Raw genomic sequence first — 20589 nt, 5'->3', positions numbered from 1 at the left:
TTTCAAAATTTAGGGCTCTCGGTTTTTAGGGAAAACATAAATAATTCTTTCGGTTTTAGAGCTTGTTCGGTCTTGTCCTATTTTCAAAGATTTGTAGAAAAGAATCGATTTTTATTAGGTATATTCGATTATAATGATTAAATATGCCTTTCTATTATTTACTAGGATAAAGTTACTGTTATAGCATTACTATTGTAAATTTGCTTAGGTAATATTATTAAGATTCTAAGAAAGATGGCATAGTATATAACCTCAAAACCAAGCTTGATATAGCTTGGTTTTGAGGTTGAATTTAGTTTTCATCCTCTGTAAAATGATCTTTAATGTCCTGCATAGCAGTAGGGAGGTCTTTTTCACCTTTTGCTACTTCAATAAAATTATCAAAACCTACAGAAGCACCTTCAGAAAATTTATCCCATTCCATGTTTTTCACCTCTATTATTTTATATTGAATTACTATTTACAGTCTTCAATTTGTTTTGCAAGTTCATTTCCAGCAATAGCACCTGCAGCTGTTCCTGTAATTGAACCAACACCAAAACCAATTGCTGCACCTACAGGTCCGCCACATACTAACCCTAATCCTGTTAATAAAGATGCCCCAGAGGCTCCTCCAACAACTCCACCAGTTAAATTACTTACAATCCTAGAAAGCACGGCTTGTCCTCCTTTTAAAATGTAATTTTAGTTTTCTTTTTTTTTTGTGTAACACCCTTCTTAAAGTAATTTTTTCCAATTTTTAGAATTATAAACATTAAGTAAGATAAACTTGTCTCATGTTTTCTATTCTTGTCTCATATATTTACTGTATAGGAGAAGAGGAGGGAAAACGTAATGAGTCAAGATCGTGCACTTGCATATGCTATCGATGAAATTACAGAAATTGCGACGGGATTTGGGCTGGATTTTTATCCGATGAGATATGAAGTTTGTCCTGCTGAAATTATTTATACATTCGGGGCATATGGAATGCCTACTCGTTTTTCACATTGGAGCTTTGGAAAACAATTTTTTAAAATGAAGCTTCATTATGATCTAGGACTAAGCAAAATTTATGAGTTGGTAATTAACTCGAATCCATGTTATGCGTTCTTATTAGATACAAATAGCCTTATTCAAAATAAGTTGATTGTTGCACATGTGCTGGCACATTGTGATTTCTTCAAAAATAATATTAGATTTTCAAATACTAAACGAGACATGGTCGAAAGTATGGCTGCGACCGCAGAACGAATAAAAGCATATGAGCACGAATACGGAAGACAGGAAGTCGAAAAGTTTTTAGATGCGGTACTGGCGATTCAAGAACACATTGATCCTTCATTGGTAAGAAATAAATTAGCGTGGACAATAGATGATATGTATGTGGAAGAAAAAGAAGAAACAAGAAAAACGGTTTATGATGATTTATGGGGTTTAGATGATGCGAAGAAAAAGAGAGAATCTCCACTTATCCGTAAAAAAAAGAAATTCCCACCGCAACCAGAAAAAGATTTATTGTTGTTTATCGAAGAATATAGTCGTGAGTTGGAAGAATGGCAACGGGATATTTTAACGATGTTGCGCGAAGAAATGCTTTACTTTTGGGCACAAATGGAAACGAAAATTATGAATGAAGGCTGGGCAAGTCTATGGCATCAAAGGATTTTACGAGAAATGGATTTAACTTCAAGTGAAGCAATTGAGTTTGCAAAATTAAATGCGGGTGTAGTTCAGCCTTCAAAAACAAGCATTAATCCGTACTACCTCGGAATCAAAATGTTTGAGCATATTGAAGAGCGATATGACAATCCAACTGAGGAAATGAAAAGAAGAGGAATAAAACCTGGATCAGGTAAGCAGAAGATTTTTGAAGTGCGTGAGATGGACAGTGATACATCCTTCATTCGTAATTATTTAACGAAAGAATTAGTTATGCGAGAAGATATGTACTTGTTCCAAAGGCAAGGGAAAGAATACAAAGTAGTAGATAAAGAGTGGGAACATGTACGAGATCAACTCGTAAATATGAGAACAAACGGTGGCTTTCCATATCTGATGGTTGAAGATGGAGATTACTTAAAAACTGGTGAATTATACTTAAAGCATTATTATGAAGGAATTGAACTTGATTTGAAGTATTTGGAGAAAGTATTGCCTTATATGTATCAGCTATGGGGAAGAACGGTGCATATGGAGTCGGTTGTGGAGAATAAGGGTGTTGTTTTCTCTTATGATGGGAAGATGGTGCATAGGAAGTATGTTTAGTATATAAATATATTTGGAGAGATGCCTATTGTTAAGCATTACTTTGAAGAGTGGTATTATTCATGAGTATCCAAGTGGTATATTGACACTAGAAAGAGTATTGCAAATGTTAGAATTAGATATTTGGTATTTAGATACGGATGGAGCAGTTGAAATTTATAGAACTTCTGAAATTGCGCATATCACAATAATAAAGTAGGAATGTGTAATCTAAAGGGAAGCTTAAATTAAGAGATCGAATGTATTATCTATTTCAAGAGGAAAAGGGTGTCGCGTAGTTGAATTTTCTACTATGTGACAACCTTTTTTAGTTTACTAATTTCATAGCTCCTAATGGATTTACAAGGTGGTATAATAAGTATATATTTGTATATATTTTCTTGGGGAGAGGGAAGTCAATATGACATTAACAGATGTATTGGGACATATAGGAACTTTTATTGTAGGATGCGTAACTGGCGGTGGTTTCACATTGTTTGCAATCAATCGTCAAAGTAGCAAGGTTACTCAGAACAATAACGTTGTTGGAGGAGATCTTACCGCTGGAGGAAAAAATGATCAACACAAAGAAAATCGTCCAGAATAATAATCGCGTTGATGGGGATTTAATTGCTGGAGATAAGAAGGTATATATTCAGAAAGAAATTGCAAGAGCTGCTGAACCTATCAGAGAAAATATTGGTTTTGAGATGGAAGCAGATGGTCAAAATACGGTGTTAATAAAAAAGTTAAAAGATGGGAAAGTAAATGCAACATCCAGGACCCTAGCAATAGGGTCTAAAATAAAGTCTTTGCAGTTATTGCTTAAAATATGTAAAACACAAAAAGGAAGACAAATAGTAGCTGATATCTATGCGAATTTAATGACGGTTATTAATATGAAATATTTGGCGAAAATGGAAGAGGGAGAGTTATTAAAAACAAGCATGGATAAGATGTATGTTGAATTTACAGATTTGGTCAGGAAATATGATGATTTAATTGAAATAGATGAATCCTTTATTGAAGGATTGCTGTATATAGCTACATCTAACTGTGCTTTGAGATGGAAAGTAGAGGAGGATGAGGCATCATGAATACAACGATGGTTATTAATAGAATGGATAATTGGTTTGTATTTAATGATGTTTATAATGATCCATTTTATGTGGCGATTACTTTGTTGGAGAGATTATCTAGTAGACCTAAGATGGGTTTAGAGTATAGTCGCTTGGATATAATAGGCAAGTTAAAGCATGAAAAAAGCCAAAAGTCTTTAGAAAGTATTGATAAAGCAATTATATTATTATCGAGTAAATCGCTTATTAGAATTCAAGATAATGCTAAAAAAATGTGTACTTCTACTTTATATATAACTCCTAAAGGGGTATTGGCGTTAGAGGAATTCAGAAAGGAAATGGAAAATGTTCATAAAAAAAATTAAAGTAAAGGGAAAGCTACAATTAGAATTAGAATTTCGAGAGAAAAATGTTATTTTAGGGAAGAATAACGCAGGAAAATCAACCTTAATGAATCTAATTATCTATGCCTTAGGAAGCAAAGTAGATGACTTTATTACTGAGATAAAAAAGGGGAAGTGTCAGCAAGTAGAATTGGATGTGCTTTGTAAAAGTGGAAACTTATATCGCTTTATAAGGGGGTTGCCTTACTCTGAAGCTGTAACGGTAATCCCTTTTGATAATGATGAAAATTTATTAGAAGATGAAATGGATATGCTTAATATAAGTGAGTTTTCTGATTTTTTACTAAAAGAAGAAGGGTATCAACCCCAAAACATTACTTTTAGTGGTAAACAACATGCAGCCTTAAGGTTTTATTTCTTATTAAGGGCAGTCTTTGTCGACCAAAATACTAATGCGATTTCTTTGCTAGCCAATATTGGAGGAAGAACCAATGGCTTTATTAATAATCAACGATTGATTAAAAAGGCGATCATTGAAGAGTTGTTAGGAAAAGAGAATCAAGGAATTCAACAAATGAGATTCGAAATGCAATCCTTAATTAAACAAAGAGCGGAGTTTAAATCAACTCTAAATGTAATTAATCAGATTATTAAGAAGGAATCCGAGAATGATAGAGATTTAATTCCTAAAATTGAGTATATTAAAGGTAAAATTGAAGAAATTTTAGTGCAGAAAAATAACTTATCCACCTCAAAGGTAGAAAATATTTTTGATATTAAAATTCAAAATGATAATGAGTTTGATAGAAAGCTTAAGGATAAAAAGAATCAAAGAGAATCTCATGTAGATTACATAAGAAAACTAAAGTTAGAACTAATGGATATAGAAGAGGTAATCGATCAGTTTGAAAAAGAGCTAGAAGATTTGAGAAAAATGATGGTGGCTCGTCAAATATTCACACAAATTCCTATAGATTCTTGCCCAGTATGTTTAAATAAAATTTCTATGGGGAATGTAAAAGAAAATTGTTCATATTGCAATCATAATCCAAATGCTGACAATGAGGAGAATTCATTAAAATACAAAAAAATGTTACAAGAGTCGTTAAAGGAATCATTACAATTGAGGAAAGAGTTGAAAGAGGTATTAACCCATCATTTAGAAATGAAAGAAGATTTAGATTCTGAAATTCAAGAAATGAATAATATATACATAGAAAATGTACAAGCAGAGAAAACACCGTTGGATGAGATGGTACAATCAATTAAAGAAAGATATGAATATTTAATTAAAATGGAGAATAGCTATAGTGATTTCTTAAGACATTTAGAATTTAGAGAATTAATTCAAGGGCAAATGAAAGAGGTTAATGATTGTATAAAAACTTTGAAAGATGAGTTAACAGCATTGGAAAATCATAATTCTGTTGAAGATATAAGTAAGATCAATCATTGGGAGTATTTATTCAGTAGTGTACTAGGGATTACTTTCGGGGAGCAGTGTAAAATAGCATTTACTAAAGATTATATACCTATTATTAATGGAGACAATGCTCAAACCATTGCATCAGCTAGTTTAAAAGTGGCGATAAGACTAGCTTATGTAGTATCACTATTCAAATTGAAAGATATAGAAGATATTAACCATTTAGGTTTCATTTTACTTGATTCTCCTAAGGATAAAGATTTGGATCAGAATAAATATAGAAGATTTTTAGAGATAACAAGTGCGAGTGAAAGCGGACAAATAATTTTAACTGGTAGTATTGAAGAAGAGCATTTATACGATTCTGCTTTTAGGGAGGATCAGATATTATTAAGATTAAACGAGGGGGAAAAGCTATTAAAGGAGAGCGTTTAAAGGAGATTTAATGAATGAGTTTGAAACGATTTTATAAGTTTCAAACTCATTTTGTTGTTTGGGATAACTCTCTTTGTTGTATACGGCTAAAATGTTCGAGATATTTTTTTAGAAAATCTATATTTCGTTATAATATAGATTGAGAGGGGAATCAGGCTATGGAGAAAATATTAACAGCAATTATTGGATCAACGGTATTAAGCGCCTTAATTACAATGCTATATACCAAATTCTTTAATGAAAAAAATCATCAAGCAAAATACATTATTGAAGAACGGCAAAAATGGAGAAATGAGATCAGAGATAAATTAATTGATATTTGTACGACGGAAGATTTATCTATTGTAGATCAATGTAGAACTTTTATTAGATTGAGGTTGAATCCTAATGATGCAGAAGATATCAAGATAATAAAATGTATGGATGAAATATATGAACATATGAAAGTAGGTAGTAAGGAGAATTATTTATCTTATCAAGAGCAGTTAAAATACTTAGGAAGTATTCTTTTGAAACATGATTGGGAAAGAGCAAAACAAGAAACTAAGTTTAAGCGGACATCATTATTTAAGTTAGTAGGGATAATAATGATTTTCTCTATTTTATCTCGACTAGACTATGATTTAATACATTTTTTAGTGGGAAATACGGTGTTCCAAGCACTGGGGAAATATTATCCAGAAATTAGAAAAGAAATAGGTGTTAGCACTGTTAGTTTATTAGTTAATTTAGTAATAAGTTATGTATTGATTAACGGAATGTATAGGTTAATACTGTCGATAGCAATGAAATGTATCAAAAGAGGACAAGAGGATGGAACTTCGGGTGTATGGTATACGATTTGTTTAGGGATCAGTAAGAAGAATAATTTTCGAATAACCAAAGAGAATTCTAGTCAATCAGAGTAGCCATATGAATAAAGAAAATGGCATCTTAATGGGAGGATTTTGATGAAATGATCAAAATAAAAGAAATTTCTATAGCAGGTTGGAAATCTTACGATGAAAAAGGTGTACATTTAAGTGAATTAAAAGATTTTAACATCATTATTGGACCAAATAATACGGGGAAATCAAACTTAATACATTATCTTATGTATATATACTATGATTTTTCTTTTTATGTACCATATAAAGAATGGCTTGATCAACTTAAAGAAAACTACAAGGAAGAAAATTCATGGAATTTACTAGGTGGTAATATTAGCAGTTCTATAGTAGTTGAAGACTTAGAGAATGAAAAAGTCTGGACGTTAGAGGTGATTCATCCAAAAAATACCGAAGCTAAATTTAAGGCGAGCCTTCAGCAAGGTGAAGAGGTTAAAAATTTCGAAGAGAATTCCAAGGCATCTTATGAATGCTGGAAAATGTTAATGGATAAGTTTGATCATATAGTACCTCAAAGAGATTATAATCGTTTTGCAAATGACTCTACAATTGGATTTGATGGTTCGCAGTTAATTAGCTATTTTGATAAATTGAAACCTGAAGAATTTAGCGGATTATCTAATGATTTGACAACTTATTTGACAGATATATTAGGTGAACAAACGATGGTAAAGAAAATAGAGGTTCTACCTAATTTAGATGTAAACCCAGATAGATATTTTTCTAAGAACAAAGCAAAACAGAATCTTGATGGTAGGGATAGCGAGGGGGCTCATTTTCCAGACGTAGCAGACTTAGAGGAAATGGCTGAAAAAGAACAGAAAATACAAATTATTATTGAACAAGGAAGAAATGAGAAGATTCCTTTAAATTTAAATGATTTAGGGACAGGCATTACACAAGTTATTATAATACTATGTTTTCTTTGGTTAAGAGCGAAAATTCACGGTCATAAAAATTTGATTTTATTTATTGAAGAACCAGAGTGTAATTTACATAACGATACATTAATCAGATTTATGAAGTTGTTAGAAAATAAGTTTCAGTATCAATTTTTTGTAACAACACATTCTAATGCATTATTAGACTATTTCTCTACTCGATCAAGTGCTGTTTATAGGGTGCAAAAGACAAGTGGGGGAGCCTCTAGATTTTCTCCATGTTTAAGAAATTTAGATAAATTCCATTTGTTAGATGATTTAGGTGTGACTGCTTCACAACTGTTATTAAGTAACTGTGTAATATGGATTGAAGGTCCTACTGATCGTATTTATTTAAAGAAATGGATAGAGACAAGATCTAACCTTAGAGAAAATGAACATTTTATTTTTGCTATGTATGGGGGGAAAAACCTTTATCATTATACTTTAATGGACGCGGAGGACCATAAAGATTGGATAAAAATATTGAAATCAAGTAGATATGTAGCTATAATAGCGGATTCTGATGGTACATCAGAATTACAGCAAGAAAAAGAAAATACAGCTATTCAGAGAATAAAAAATGAACTGAATACATCTAGGGAATTAGATGATTTTTGTTATATATGGGCTACTAAGAATGTGAAAGAAATTGAAAATTATGTGCCGTATGATTTGCTAAGTCAAGCTATAGAAGAACTTCATAAGGTCCGCAAATATGAACGGGATACAGGTTTACTAAAAAAGAATATAAACTTGTATGAGTCTTTTGGCAAATACTTTGCAAATATGTATACAGGGAAAAATGGACAAGCTTTAAATGAGGATGAAGAAAGAAATGTTTATAATGCGATTGTAAAACTTAAAGTTCCAATTGCACATTATGTCTCTGATAATTGGAAACAAGAATTTGTAGAGCAAAATGAGGAATTAAAGGAACGTTTAGAGGGCTTAATAAATCATATAGAGATGGCTAACAGGATCAAAATATGAATATAAGTATTTCAAAATTTAATGAGATGAGATTTTCTGGGTGTAATAAGCACCTTAGCAATACGAAGGCTGGGCATCCTTCTGGCATCAACGCATACTTCGCGAAATGGACTTAACATCTGATGAAGCAATCGAATTTGCAAAATTAAATGCGGGCGTCGTTCAGCCATCAAAAACGAGTATTAACCCATACTACCTCGGTATTAAAATGTTTGAAGATATAGAGGAGCGCTACAATAACCCTACTGAAGAAATGAAACGACGCGGCGTAAAACCAGGATCTGGTCGAGACAAAATCTTTGAAGTACGCGAAATCGAATGGGATGTATCGTTCCTAAGAAACTATTTAAATAAAGATCTTGTTATGCGAGAAGATATGTACTTATTCCAGCGCCAAGGAAAAGAATATAAAGTAATAGATAAAGAGTGGGAACATGTACGTGATCAACTCGTAAATATGCGTACAAATGGTGGCTTCCCGTACTTAGTAGTAGAAGACGGGGACTACTTAAAAAACGGAGAATTGTACATTAAACATAGTTACGAAGGAATCGAGCTCGATTTAAAATACTTAGAAAAGGTATTACCATATCTTCATCAGCTGTGGGGAAGAACGGTGCATATGGAGTCGATTGTGGAGAGTAAGGGTGTTGTGTTTTCTTATGATGGGAAGATGGTGCATCGGAAGTATGTGTGAGGGGAAGAACGGACATAGGATGCTATGTTCGTTCTTTTTTTATTTGGAACAAGGTCAAATATGCTATTCTTGAAAAAAGGGAGTTACATAGAGAAATGGAGCGATTCAAATGAGCAAAATAGGGGTATGTAAGGTTGATATTACGCCGCCGTTAGGTATTGATTTTGTCGGATATCATAGAGAGACAGGAATAAATAATGTTGAAGAGCGTATTTATGGGACGGTTTTTGTATTTGAAAAAGATGAAATGAAAACTGTATTTATAAGTATTGATAATATTGGAATGTTAGTAGAAGATACGAATATGATTCGTGAGCGAGTAGCAAGTAGGCTTCATGTTCCATTTGAGCGAATAACAGTTGTTTATACACATACACATTCTGGTCCAGAAACTGTTGGTGAGCAACCTTTAGTAAGATCGTATAAAACGATTTTAGTAAATAATGTGGTGCAAGGTGCTGTTACTGCGAATAACAACTTGAAGCGATGTGAAGTTGGCTGGGGTGTTACGACAGGTGATATTGGGGTCAACCGAAGAGAGAGAACATCTGATGGAAGAGCGAAGATGGGAACAAATATAGAGGGCGTTGTAGATAAAAGAATTGGGATGTTAGCAATAAAAGATGCTGAAACGAAGGCGTTATCTGGGATTATAGTATTTTGTACGGCCCATCCGAATGTTTTAAAAGGTGATAGCGATGCATTATCAGCGGACTATCCGGGGATGACAAGAGAGATTCTTGAGAAGATCGTAAACTGTCCTGTTATTATTGTTCAAGGTGCTGCTGGTAATGTGAATGCGAAGTATCGAGGTTCTAAGGAAGCATTAACACAAATGGCTTATACGCTTAGTGGACATGTATTAACGATGTTACCGACAGTTACATATAGCCCAATTGTAAATGTAAGAACGATTTCGAGTATGGTGCAAATGAAGTTGAAGAATATCCCTGAAATTGATGAGATACGAAGCATGGCTTGGTTAGCTGAGAAGCAGTGGGGCGTGAATACGGATGAATGGCTTACTATCGTTTTAGAGAAATATAAGCAAGGTATTCGGCATTTAACTATTGATTTAGAAGTGCAACTGTTTCAAGTGAATGATGGTATGTTTTCAGGTATACCGATGGAACCTTTTTCGGAAACGGCATTAGAAGTGAAAGAGAATCTTCAAAATGAATTGGCTTTCTTTGGTGGATATATGAACGGATATATTGGTTACTTGCCGACAAAGGAAGAAATTTCATATGGTGGTTATGAAGTAGAATTAAGTCCTGTTGTGTATGGAACGGTTACGAATTTATTGATGCCACCGGAGGAAAATACAGCAGATGTAATCGTACAGAAAGCTATAGAACTATACGTAAAAGAACTTAGAGAGATCTAAGTTCTTTTTTGTTTCAAATTTGTGAAAGAAAGCCATATTAATTGAAATTAACTTTTTTATAATTTATTATATACCCATACAGGTATAGGTTTTGTGTTTGTTGTGCATGAGAAAATTAAATAATAAATAATATGGAGGTTTAAAATATGTCCAGAAAAATAGTTGTAGTAGGCGGAGTTGCCGGCGGGGCCTCAGTAGCTGCAAGGCTTCGTCGTTTAAGTGAGGAAGATGAAATTATTATGGTTGAACGCGGTGAATACATTTCATTCGCAAACTGTGGATTGCCATATTATATTGGCGGTGTCATTACAGAAAGACAAAAATTATTAGTACAAACTGTTGAAAGAATGTCGAAGCGTTTTAATTTAGATATACGTGTATTGAGTGAAGTAGTACAGATTAATAAAGAAGAGAAAACAATTACGATAAAGAATGTAACGACAAATGAAACATATAACGAGAAATATGATGTGTTAATTCTTTCACCAGGGGCAAAACCAATTGTTCCATCTATTCCAGGGATTGAAGAAGCGAAGGCACTGTTTACGTTACGAAATGTACCGGATACAGATCGTATTAAAGCATACGTTGATGAGCAGAAACCACGTCATGCGACGGTTATTGGTGGCGGATTTATTGGTGTGGAGATGGTTGAAAATTTAAGAGAACGTGGAATTGATGTTACTCTTGTAGAGATGGCAAATCAAGTGATGCCACCAATCGATTATGAAATGGCGGCATATGTGCATGAGCATTTGAACAAGCACAATGTTGAGCTTGTTTTTGAAGATGGTGTAGATGCATTAGAAGAGAACGGGACTGTTGTACGTTTAAAAAGTGGCTCAGTTATAAAAACAGATATGATTATTTTAGCAATTGGTGTACAACCAGAGAGTAGTTTAGCGAAGGATGCAGGATTAGCATTAGGAGTTAGAGGGACGATAAAAGTAAATGAGAAATTTCAAACGTCTGACCCACATATATATGCAATTGGTGATGCGATAGAAGTGAAAGATTTTGTTACAGAAATAGAAACGATGATTCCTTTAGCGTGGCCAGCTAATCGTCAAGGTCGTATGTTAGCAGATATTATTCATGGTCATACAGATTCTGTATATAAAGGTACACTCGGAACTTCTGTAGCTAAAGTTTTTGATTTAACAGTTGCTTCGACTGGAGTAAATGAGAAAATATTAAAACGATTAAATATACCCTATGATGTAGTGCATGTACAGGCAAATTCGCATGCGGGATACTACCCGAATGCTACGCCAGTGCTAATAAAATTAATTTTTAATAAAGATAGTGGGAAAATTTACGGAGCACAGGCTCTAGGACGTGACGGTGTAGATAAGCGTATGGATGTTATCGCAACGGCAATAAAAGCAAATTTAACTGTACTTGATTTGCCAGATTTAGAATTATCATATGCCCCGCCATATTCTTCTGCAAAAGACCCTGTAAACATGGTAGGGTATGCAGCAAGTAATATAGTAGATGGTTTTGTGGAAACAGTCCAATGGCATGAAATAGATCATATTGTTGAAAATGGTGGATATCTTATTGATGTTCGAGAGCCTAATGAACTAAAACAAGGAATGATTAAAGGTTCTATTAATATTCCGTTAGATGAATTACGTGATCGTTTGGATGAGGTGCCGGTAGATAAAGAAATATATATTACTTGTCAACTTGGTATGAGAGGGTATGTAGCAGCACGCATGTTAATGGAAAAAGGGTATAAGGTAAAGAATGTAGATGGTGGTTTTAAATTGTATGGAACAGTATTACCAGAACGTATTGTATATTGATATTTTTTCATCTTCCACTTCAAAATTTGGTGGAAGATGAAAGCCTATAGATGAAGGTTTCGCTTTGTATTTTGTGAATGTATAAGGTAAAAGTTTAAAATAGGGGTTTACAAAATACCCTACAGGGTATAATATATTGTCATAAGCTATAAATGGTGACATAATGGTAATGAGGTGATTATACAATGGAATATAATCAAGACATGAAAAATAGATTAAAACGTATTGAAGGGCAAGTTCGTGGTGTGCTTCGTATGATGGAAGAAGGAAAAGATTGCCGAGAGGTTATTACACAGTTAACGGCATCTCGTTCTGCACTTGATCGTACAATTGGACTTGTTGTTGGAACGAATTTAGAGCAATGCTTGCGTGAACAGTTTGAAAGTGGTAATGGTTCAAATGAAGAGTTAATTAAAGAAGCTGTTCAATTACTTGTAAAAAGCCGATAATCTGTCAAACGTAAGTGTTGACAGATTTTCAAAAACATTTTAATATACCCCTACAGGTATATGTATATAAGTTATGGAGGAATCACTATGAGTATAAAAGTGGATATGAGTTTAGATTGTAAAGGGTTAGCTTGTCCGATGCCGATTGTGAAAACGAAGAAGGCGATAGAAGGATTGGCATCAGGACAAGTGATTGAAATTAAGGCAACAGATAAAGGATCTACAGTAGATATACAAAGCTGGGCAAATAAAGTAGGGCATCAATATATCGGGACGAAACAAGAGGGCGATGTTTTGATGCATTACATTAGGAAAGCACATGAGCATGAAGTGAACGAAGTAGCAAAGTATCCTCATACAATTACGAATACGGAGTTGGAAGAGAGATTATTAAGCGATGAAGAGTGTATTGTATTAGATGTTCGAGAAGCAGCGGAATTCGCTTTTGGTCATATTCCATCGGCCATTTCGGTGCCGTTAGGAGAGTTAGACAGTGCAGTTTTAGATCAGACGAAACAAATTTATGTTGTTTGCCGAACTGGTAACCGTAGTGATGTAGCTTGCCATATGTTGAAAGAGAAAGGTTATGAAAATGTGAAAAATGTCATTCCAGGTATGTTAGAGTGGCAAGGGAATATAAAGAATTAAATTTTTTTAAATGTAAATATACCATAGGGGGTAAAAAGATGAGTGTTAAATCATTACAAGCAAAAGATGTTGCAGAGAAAGTTTTATTCGGAGAGTTGTTTATTTTAGATGTTCGTAATGAGACGGATTATGAAGATTGGAAAATTGAAGGGAAACAAATCTCATCTATAAATAAACCGTATTTTGATTTGTTAGATGGTGTAGATCATATTGTAAGTGAATTACCTAAAGATAAAGATGTTTTAGTAGTATGCGCAAAAGAAGGGTCTTCTATATTTGTGGCAGAGCAATTAACAGAGGCTGGATTAGAAAATATTTATTATTTAGCTGGTGGTATGAAGGCATGGAGTGAATATGTAAAGCCTGTAAAAGTTGGAGATTTAAAAAATGGCGGAAGTATGTATCAGTTTAACCGTCTTGGAAAAGGCTGTTTATCTTATATGGTCGTTTCAAACGGTGAAGCAGCAGTTATTGATGCAGTAAGAACAGTTGAAGCGTATGAAGAATTTGCGAAAGAGCATGCTGTTACGATTACGAATGTAATGGATACACATTTACATGCAGACCATATTTCTGGAGGACGTAAGTTAGCGGAAAAAGTAGGTGGTACGTATTGGTTACCGCCAAAAGATGCGGAGGAAGTTGTTTTCTCATACGAACCGCTTGTTGAAGGATCTGTTATTACGGTGGGGGGTACTAAAATTGAAATTGACGCATTATACTCACCAGGGCATACGATTGGAAGTACGTCATTTATTGTAGATGATTCCTATTTATTATCAGGCGATATTTTATTTGTAGATTCAATCGGGCGTCCAGATCTTGCTGGGAAAGCTGAAGATTGGGTAAGTGATTTACGTAATACTTTGTATAGCCGATATAAAGAACTATCTCAAAGTTTAATTGTGTTACCGGCTCATTATTCAAAAATAAGTGAAATGGACGAAAGTGGTATTGTTAGTGCAAAATTAAAAGATTTATTTGAGCATAATGCAGGTTTAAATATTGAGGATGAGGGAGAGTTCCGTAAAGTTGTAACAGAGAATTTACCACCTCAACCGAATGCATATCAAGAAATTCGTCAAACAAATATGGGACAATTAAATCCAAATGAAGACGAAGAGCGTGAAATGGAGATTGGTCCAAACCGTTGTGCTGTTCATAATTAATTCGGTTTCAAATGAAATAAACACAGGAGGTATATGAAATGAATGCCAAGCAAGTATTAGATGTAAAAGGATTAGCGTGTCCAATGCCAATTGTAAAAACAAAGAAGGCAATGGAAGCATTACAATCAGGAGAAGTGTTAGAAGTACACGTAACAGATAAAGGTGCGATTAAAGATATTCCAGCATGGTCACAAACAGGCGGTCATGAAGTGTTAAAGCATACAGAAGAAAAAGGCGAATTAAAGTTCTGGATTAAGAAGGCTTAATGATAAAAACAGGAGGTATATGAGATGAATGTAAAGCAAGTATTAGATGTAAAAGGATTAGCGTGTCCAATGCCAATTGTAAAAACAAAGAAGGCAATGGAAGCATTACAATCAGGAGAAGTGTTAGAAGTACACGTAACAGATAAAGGTGCGATTAAAGATATTCCAGCATGGTCACAAACAGGCGGTCATGAAGTGTTAAAACACACGGAAGAAGATGGTGAATTAAAGTTCTGGATCAAGAAAGCATAGCATTTCAATAATAGGCGGAGGAGCAAATCATCTGCTTATTATTGAAAGTAAAGAGGATAATCATATATGTTCTATATAGTTATACCCCTAATAGTATTGGTGCTGGGAAGTTTAGTAAAACGTTACATTCCCGTTTTAAATGTTGCATATATTTCGTTAGAACAAGTAAGGAAAATTGAAAGTGTTATTGTAGATGTACGAAATTATACAGAGAGCGACAGTGATAACAATTCTAGAATTATGTGTATACCATATGCGTATTTAAAACGGTATTATCATGAAATACCAAATAAGCCTTTGCATCTTATTGTTCATAATAAAGTGGATCGGAATTTAAGTATACGCTTTTTAAGAAAGAAGGGGTTCCATATTCAAAGCTATAGTATGTATTTGGATAGGAAAAAAGTATAGAAGGAGTTTGAATAGCTTTATGGATGTGAAGACAATATTGAATATAATCTTAATTGTACTTGTATCGTGGTTTATTATTTCTCGATTCTTACCAGCTAGAGGAGTAAAAAACATTTCCGGAAAAGAATTAAAACGTATGATGGGACAAAATAATAAACAATTTATTGATGTGCGAACAGCTGGTGAGTATAGAGGGAACAATATTAAAGGGTTTCGGAATATCCCATTAAATGAACTAGCTAATAAGGCGCAACAATTAGATAAACAGAAAGAAGTTATTGTTCTTTGTCAAAGTGGAATGAGAAGTAAGCAGGCTGCAAAAGTATTAAAAAAATTAGGATTTCAGCACGTTATCAATGTTTCAGGCGGTATGAATGGTTTGTGAGGAGGGAATGTAAAATGAAAGAAATGACAGCAAAAGAATTAGAAGAAAAATTGGTACGTAAAGAAGCAGTAAATATCGTAGATGTACGTGAAGTAGAAGAAGTAGCTGAAGGGAAAATTCCAGAAGCGTGTAACATTCCACTAGGATTATTGGAGTTCCGTATGCATGAGTTGGATAAAAAGAAAGAGTATATTATCGTTTGTCGTTCTGGCGGAAGAAGTGCACGAGCTGTTCAATTTTTAGAGAGCTACGGTTTTCAAGCAATCAATATGGTAGGTGGTATGTTAGCGTGGGAAGGTAAAGTAGAATAGGGCGAAACAATTTTTTATAAAAATAAAAATACCCCTATAGGTAATTGGAGGGAAAACAACATGGAACAACAGAAGAAAACAACAATCGTTTTATTTAGCGGAGATTATGATAAAGCGATGGCTGCTTATATTATTGCAAATGGTGCAGCGGCGTATGATCAAGAGGTAACTATATTTCATACTTTTTGGGGATTAAATGCTTTAAGGAAAGATGAACATGTGAAGGTAAAGAAAACGTTCATCGAAAAAGTATTTGGAAAAATGATGCCACGCGGTGCTGATAAGATGGGATTATCGAAAATGAATTTTGCAGGTATGGGACCAAAGATGATTAAAGGTATTATGAAAAAACATAATGCGATGCCGTTACCAGATTTAATAGATTTGGCGAAAGAGCAGGGGATTAAACTTGTAGCTTGTCAAATGACAGTAGATTTATTAGGGTTAAAAGAGGAAGAGATTATGGAAGGGGTAGAGTTTGCAGGAGTAGGAGCTTATTTAGCTGATGCTTCGGATGGGAATGTAAACTTATTCATTTAAATGACCTTCTTTTTAGAAGGTGGGGGATATAAGATGAGTTTAGTCGTATTACTTTTTATAATTGGATTTATAGGATCGTTTATATCAGGAATGGTTGGAATTGGCGGTGCAATTATTAATTATCCGATGATTTTATACATTCCGGTATTGCTAGGATTTACTGGCTATACTGCACATGAAGTGAGTGGTATTACAGCGGTGCAAGTATTCTTTGCAACTTTTGCAGGGGCATGGGCTTATCGGAAAAGTAATGATATGGATAAAACGCTCGTTGTGTATATGGGAGCTAGTATATTAATAGGAAGTTTCATAGGTAGTTTTGGTGCTAATGCATTAGAGGAACATACGGTCAATGTTGTTTATGCAGCGTTAGCAACAATTGCTGCTATTATGATGTTCGTACCGAAACGAAATAATGGTGATGAATTGAAATATAATAAATGGATAGCAAGTTTGTTAGCATTTATTGTAGGCGGAGCATCAGGCATTATAGGTGCTGGAGGTTCGTTCCTTTTAGTTCCGATTATGCTAGTTATTTTAAAATTGCCGATACGTACAACGATAGCAACATCTATCGCTATTACGTTTATTTCTTCAGTAGGGATTACAACTGGAAAAGTAATAACTGGACAAGTAGTTGTAATTCCAGCTCTTATTATTGCGATTGCAAGTATCTTTGCAGCACCGCTTGGAGCGCGAGTAGGGAAAAAGATCAATCAAAAAGCACTGCAATATATGTTATCGATTTTGATTGTAGGTACAGCTATTAAGATGTGGATTGATATGATATTGAAATAAAAGGATGGCGCTGCTTGCAGCCCATCCTTTTATTTATGCCCAAATCACTTTCATTAAGTTTTTATATTCGTCATTTGCTAATTTATATAGCATTCTCGTATGTTCAAAGACAAGTGCTGGATTAAAGTTTGGCTCTGAGAATGCAAGAGATGTTGAAATATCAATTGCATTTTGCTTGTTTAATGTGAATTTTGCAAATCGATAAGATGTATTTAATTCATTAATGGTATGTAAAACATCATTTGTTGCTGCTTCATTAGGTACGTGAGCAACATTGAAGCAGTATATATCTACAGTAGGATGTTCGTTTTGGAAAGCAGCGATAAGTTGAATTTTTGCGCCAGCTTCTGTCTCTAATCCTACTGAAAAATGAACAGAACCATCATTTTCATCTATATTTTCTTCCATGTATATATCGTTTGACTTTAAGTAGTCTTTAAAATCTGAGATGTTATGTTTTACTGCAGCTTTCATATGTATGAGCCCCCTGATAATTGGAATAGATTGCTACTATTTATTATAATTTAAAAATATTAAAAAAGATAGTTAGAAAGTTCTGATTTTTAATTGTGACGGAATAAAAAGAAGCAGTACTCTACCTCCATAGAGAACTGCTTCTTTATTATTCATTGTCGTTAGACGATGTTTCTGTATCTTCATTGCTATTTTTATTTTTCATTTCATTGTTACTTGATTCGCGTTCACTTGTATTTTCAGACTTAGATTCTTTTGTTTTCTCTGTACTTGTTTTTTTCGAATCAGAGTCTGTTTTTGTATATGCAGGTAATCCAAGATGAGTACGAAGATCGTTTGTAACCTTTGCTAATTCTTTTTTATCTGGATTGTAGTAATACGTTCGGCCGCCACCAGCGGATTTGCTACATGTATCGTCACCTTTTTCCATATAGCAGTCGTCACCTTGAATTTGTAATTTCTCGATTTCTGAATCCGATCCGTACTTATAGAATGAAAGCATATCATCAAATGTTAAGTTTGTAACGAATTGTCCGTTAATATCATCAATGATGTTGCCAACTTTTGTTACAGAACCAACACTTGTTAGTTTCTTTAAAATAGCCTCGATAACGAGTTGTTGACGTTGTCCACGCATTGCATCACTATCGATGTGTCTTGTCCTAGCAAGAGCAAGAGCTTCTTCGCCATTTAACTTTTGAACACCTTTTTCTAGGTGAATTGCCTCTGCATTATCATTGCTATCTTGCTCAGTAAATTCAACTGGTACATCAACTTCAATACCGCCCAAGTCATCGACGATTTTTATAAATGATTTAAAGTTAAATTTCACAAAATAATCGACAGGAACATTCATTAATTTTTCAACTGCATCAATGCTTGCTTGTGGTCCACCATTTTTTCCATTTTTAGCAGAACCGAATGCATGAGCGTGTGTAATTTTATCTTTTTTCTTTTCTATTGGAATATAAGTATATGTGTCACGTGGGATACTTAATAGTTTTACAGTTTTGCTATCTTTATTAAACGTTGCAAGCAACAGCGCATCTGTTCTAATAGCTTCACCATATTCTTTTCCTCGGACATCGCTTTCATCAACACCCATTACTAAGACAGAGACATTGTTTGTAATAGGTTTTACAGCTCTATCACGTAAATCAGATTTATCACCGCGTGCTAAATCATGTGCGGCATTTCGAACAGCAGAAGATGCTTTATTTACTAAAAACCAAGTATAACCGCCGCCTATTAATAAAACGAATAGTATAGCGCTTATAATAACTTTTATTTTTTTCTTATTTTTTTTCGGGTTACTGCGTGTATTTTCTTGCAAAGATGGGTTTTGCTCCATTTCCTGTACTCCTTCATTTGGATTGAAATACGACACTCATATCCACTTATTATAATGAAATTTAGCGAAAAAAAACATTACAAATCATTTACATTTCGTAAAAATTCAATTTATTTATAAAAAGTCAGATATTCTATATTTTATTTTTCAGATGTAGAATAAGTATAAGGTTTTTTAGTAGAAATGAAAATATGTATTGTGAGAAAGTAATAGAGAAGTAAGATTTGTTGAAATATAGCCAAGAAGAAATGAATAGGTCTACTTGTTTCTTCTATATAATAAAGAAGAATTTGACGGATAAAGGAGAGAACATAATGAATCATACATCATTCCGAGCAATCGTTGTGAACGAAACAGAAAATAAGCAGTTTGTAAGAAACGTTGTCGAGAGAGAAGTAAGTAGTTTACCTGAAGGGGACGTATTCATACAGGTTCATTATTCTTCACTAAATTATAAAGACGCTCTTTCAGCTACTGGTAATAAAGGTGTTACGAGAACATATCCTCATACGCCAGGAATTGATGCAGCAGGAGTGGTTGTGAGTAGTAAAGATGCTACCATTAAGGCAGGAGATCAAGTCATTGTAACGGGATATGATTTAGGGATGAATACTTCTGGTGGTTTCGGAGAATATATTCGCGTGCCAGCGTCTTGGGTTGTCCCTTTACCAGAGGGAATGTCATTAAAGGAAAGTATGATGTACGGGACAGCCGGTTTTACCGCCGCTTTATCAGTATATAAACTTATTAGAGCAGGAGTAATGCCTAGTATGGGAGATGTACTAGTAACGGGTGCTACAGGTGGCGTAGGAAGTGTAGCTGTTAGTATTTTAAGTAAGTTAGGGTTTAGCGTAGTAGGAGCGACAGGAAAAATGGAAGAGGAAGAGATGCTACTACGTCTAGGAGCGAAAAAGGTGATTCATCGCGCAGAATTGAATGATGAATCAGGAAGACCAATGCTTAAAGGAATATACGCCGGGGTTATCGATACTGTAGGTGGACATATGTTAGAAACAGCTTTAAAAACGGTAAAGTATGGCGGGTGCGTAACGACATGCGGTAATGTGGCAGGACAGGAATTACAAACAACGGTATATCCGTTTATTTTGCGAGGCATAAGCCTGTTAGGAGTAGATTCTGTACAGTGCCCAGTAGATGTGAGAAGAGATGTATGGACGCTCCTAGCAAATGAATGGGAAAACAAAGAGTTACTATCTTATACAGAAGAATGTACATTAGAAGAATTAGATGAGAAGTTTACACTTATATTGCAAGGAAAGTTAAAAGGTAGAACGGTTGTAAATATGAAATGAAAAAAGAGACGCTCATG

25 protein-coding genes and 1 pseudogene are annotated in these 20589 nt (G+C 34.2%); 22 read left to right on the top strand and 4 right to left on the bottom strand.

Going from position 1 to position 20589, the window contains the following annotated elements:
* Positions 1-292: 292 nt before the first annotated feature.
* Together PQF83_RS20535 and PQF83_RS20530 are read right to left on the bottom strand one after the other, a co-directional pair.
* Complete coding sequence (locus PQF83_RS20535; protein WP_265176984.1) at positions 293-424, bottom strand: hypothetical protein; 132 nt, start codon at positions 422-424, stop codon at positions 293-295.
* Between the two features lie 32 nt (positions 425-456).
* Entirely contained in the window at positions 457-657 is a 201-nt protein-coding gene (locus tag PQF83_RS20530; protein WP_001996744.1) for a hypothetical protein, read from the bottom strand.
* A gap of 177 nt (positions 658-834) precedes the next feature.
* On the opposite strand from PQF83_RS20530, the gene PQF83_RS20525 reads away from it, so the two are divergent.
* From PQF83_RS20525 to PQF83_RS20430, 21 genes and pseudogenes are all read left to right on the top strand, one after another.
* Positions 835-2247, top strand: coding sequence for a SpoVR family protein (locus PQF83_RS20525; RefSeq protein WP_000076370.1), 1413 nt, complete (start codon positions 835-837; stop codon positions 2245-2247).
* 28 nt (positions 2248-2275) lie between these two features.
* A complete protein-coding gene (locus PQF83_RS20520) occupies positions 2276-2446 on the top strand; it encodes a hypothetical protein (RefSeq protein ID WP_272792319.1) in 171 nt (56 codons plus the stop codon).
* Positions 2447-2647: 201 nt separating this feature from the next.
* Positions 2648-2833: a hypothetical protein gene (locus PQF83_RS20515; RefSeq protein ID WP_086405351.1), complete on the top strand. Its 186-nt coding sequence runs from the start codon at positions 2648-2650 to the stop codon at positions 2831-2833.
* Entirely contained in the window at positions 2802-3323 is a 522-nt protein-coding gene (locus PQF83_RS20510) for a hypothetical protein (protein ID WP_272792318.1), read from the top strand. Before PQF83_RS20515 ends, PQF83_RS20510 begins: the two co-directional genes overlap by 32 nt.
* Positions 3320-3670, top strand: a complete 351-nt coding sequence (locus PQF83_RS20505; RefSeq protein ID WP_272792317.1) for a hypothetical protein — start codon at positions 3320-3322, stop codon at positions 3668-3670. The genes PQF83_RS20510 and PQF83_RS20505 overlap by 4 nt, the downstream gene beginning before the upstream one ends.
* Entirely contained in the window at positions 3651-5510 is a 1860-nt protein-coding gene (locus tag PQF83_RS20500) for a hypothetical protein (protein ID WP_272792316.1), read from the top strand. Before PQF83_RS20505 ends, PQF83_RS20500 begins: the two co-directional genes overlap by 20 nt.
* A gap of 158 nt (positions 5511-5668) precedes the next feature.
* Entirely contained in the window at positions 5669-6418 is a 750-nt protein-coding gene (locus PQF83_RS20495) for a hypothetical protein (protein ID WP_272792315.1), read from the top strand.
* A 47-nt stretch (positions 6419-6465) separates the two neighbouring features.
* Positions 6466-8310 carry an ATP-dependent nuclease gene (locus PQF83_RS20490; protein ID WP_272792314.1) on the top strand — a complete coding sequence of 615 codons (1845 nt, stop codon included), beginning with the start codon at positions 6466-6468 and terminating at the stop codon, positions 8308-8310.
* Between the two features lie 64 nt (positions 8311-8374).
* Positions 8375-9007, top strand: a pseudogene (spoVR, locus tag PQF83_RS20485) (stage V sporulation protein SpoVR); the annotation flags it as partial.
* A 109-nt stretch (positions 9008-9116) separates the two neighbouring features.
* Positions 9117-10394, top strand: coding sequence for a neutral/alkaline non-lysosomal ceramidase N-terminal domain-containing protein (locus tag PQF83_RS20480; RefSeq protein ID WP_000034535.1), 1278 nt, complete (start codon positions 9117-9119; stop codon positions 10392-10394).
* 146 nt (positions 10395-10540) lie between these two features.
* On the top strand, positions 10541-12205 hold the full coding sequence (gene cdr / locus PQF83_RS20475; RefSeq protein WP_000087598.1) for a CoA-disulfide reductase: 1665 nt from the start codon (positions 10541-10543) through the stop codon (positions 12203-12205).
* 185 nt (positions 12206-12390) lie between these two features.
* The gene (locus PQF83_RS20470; protein ID WP_000456206.1) at positions 12391-12654 is read left to right on the top strand and encodes a metal-sensitive transcriptional regulator; all 264 of its coding nucleotides are present in this window, start codon (positions 12391-12393) and stop codon (positions 12652-12654) included.
* A gap of 87 nt (positions 12655-12741) precedes the next feature.
* Entirely contained in the window at positions 12742-13302 is a 561-nt protein-coding gene (locus tag PQF83_RS20465) for a sulfurtransferase TusA family protein (protein ID WP_000023966.1), read from the top strand.
* Between the two features lie 38 nt (positions 13303-13340).
* Entirely contained in the window at positions 13341-14471 is a 1131-nt protein-coding gene (locus PQF83_RS20460) for an MBL fold metallo-hydrolase (RefSeq protein WP_000114199.1), read from the top strand.
* A gap of 38 nt (positions 14472-14509) precedes the next feature.
* Complete coding sequence (locus PQF83_RS20455; protein ID WP_000992270.1) at positions 14510-14737, top strand: sulfurtransferase TusA family protein; 228 nt, start codon at positions 14510-14512, stop codon at positions 14735-14737.
* A gap of 24 nt (positions 14738-14761) precedes the next feature.
* A complete protein-coding gene (locus PQF83_RS20450; RefSeq protein ID WP_001101369.1) occupies positions 14762-14989 on the top strand; it encodes a sulfurtransferase TusA family protein in 228 nt (75 codons plus the stop codon).
* A gap of 66 nt (positions 14990-15055) precedes the next feature.
* Positions 15056-15400: a hypothetical protein gene (locus PQF83_RS28520; RefSeq protein ID WP_000499413.1), complete on the top strand. Its 345-nt coding sequence runs from the start codon at positions 15056-15058 to the stop codon at positions 15398-15400.
* Between the two features lie 19 nt (positions 15401-15419).
* Positions 15420-15785 carry a rhodanese-like domain-containing protein gene (locus PQF83_RS20445; RefSeq protein WP_000382692.1) on the top strand — a complete coding sequence of 122 codons (366 nt, stop codon included), beginning with the start codon at positions 15420-15422 and terminating at the stop codon, positions 15783-15785.
* 14 nt (positions 15786-15799) lie between these two features.
* Complete coding sequence (locus PQF83_RS20440; protein ID WP_000661803.1) at positions 15800-16096, top strand: rhodanese-like domain-containing protein; 297 nt, start codon at positions 15800-15802, stop codon at positions 16094-16096.
* Between the two features lie 60 nt (positions 16097-16156).
* On the top strand, positions 16157-16636 hold the full coding sequence (locus tag PQF83_RS20435) for a DsrE/DsrF/DrsH-like family protein (RefSeq protein WP_000437728.1): 480 nt from the start codon (positions 16157-16159) through the stop codon (positions 16634-16636).
* A 33-nt stretch (positions 16637-16669) separates the two neighbouring features.
* Positions 16670-17434 carry a sulfite exporter TauE/SafE family protein gene (locus PQF83_RS20430; RefSeq protein WP_000060723.1) on the top strand — a complete coding sequence of 255 codons (765 nt, stop codon included), beginning with the start codon at positions 16670-16672 and terminating at the stop codon, positions 17432-17434.
* 33 nt (positions 17435-17467) lie between these two features.
* Here PQF83_RS20430 and PQF83_RS20425 read toward each other — a convergent pair whose 3' ends face one another.
* Positions 17468-17908 (bottom strand): YbjN domain-containing protein, encoded by a 441-nt coding sequence (locus PQF83_RS20425; protein WP_000642365.1) that lies wholly within the window; start codon positions 17906-17908, stop codon positions 17468-17470.
* A gap of 148 nt (positions 17909-18056) precedes the next feature.
* Positions 18057-19259, bottom strand: coding sequence for an LCP family protein (locus PQF83_RS20420; protein ID WP_000437431.1), 1203 nt, complete (start codon positions 19257-19259; stop codon positions 18057-18059).
* Between the two features lie 314 nt (positions 19260-19573).
* On the opposite strand from PQF83_RS20420, the gene PQF83_RS20415 reads away from it, so the two are divergent.
* Positions 19574-20572: a YhdH/YhfP family quinone oxidoreductase gene (locus PQF83_RS20415; RefSeq protein ID WP_001016975.1), complete on the top strand. Its 999-nt coding sequence runs from the start codon at positions 19574-19576 to the stop codon at positions 20570-20572.
* Positions 20573-20589: the final 17 nt, after the last annotated feature.

It is taken from the genome of Bacillus sp. FF-1 (genome assembly GCF_028548245.1).
Lineage (GTDB): Bacteria > Bacillota > Bacilli > Bacillales > Bacillaceae_G > Bacillus_A > Bacillus_A paranthracis.
This window is presented reverse-complemented; position numbering and strand designations above follow the sequence as displayed.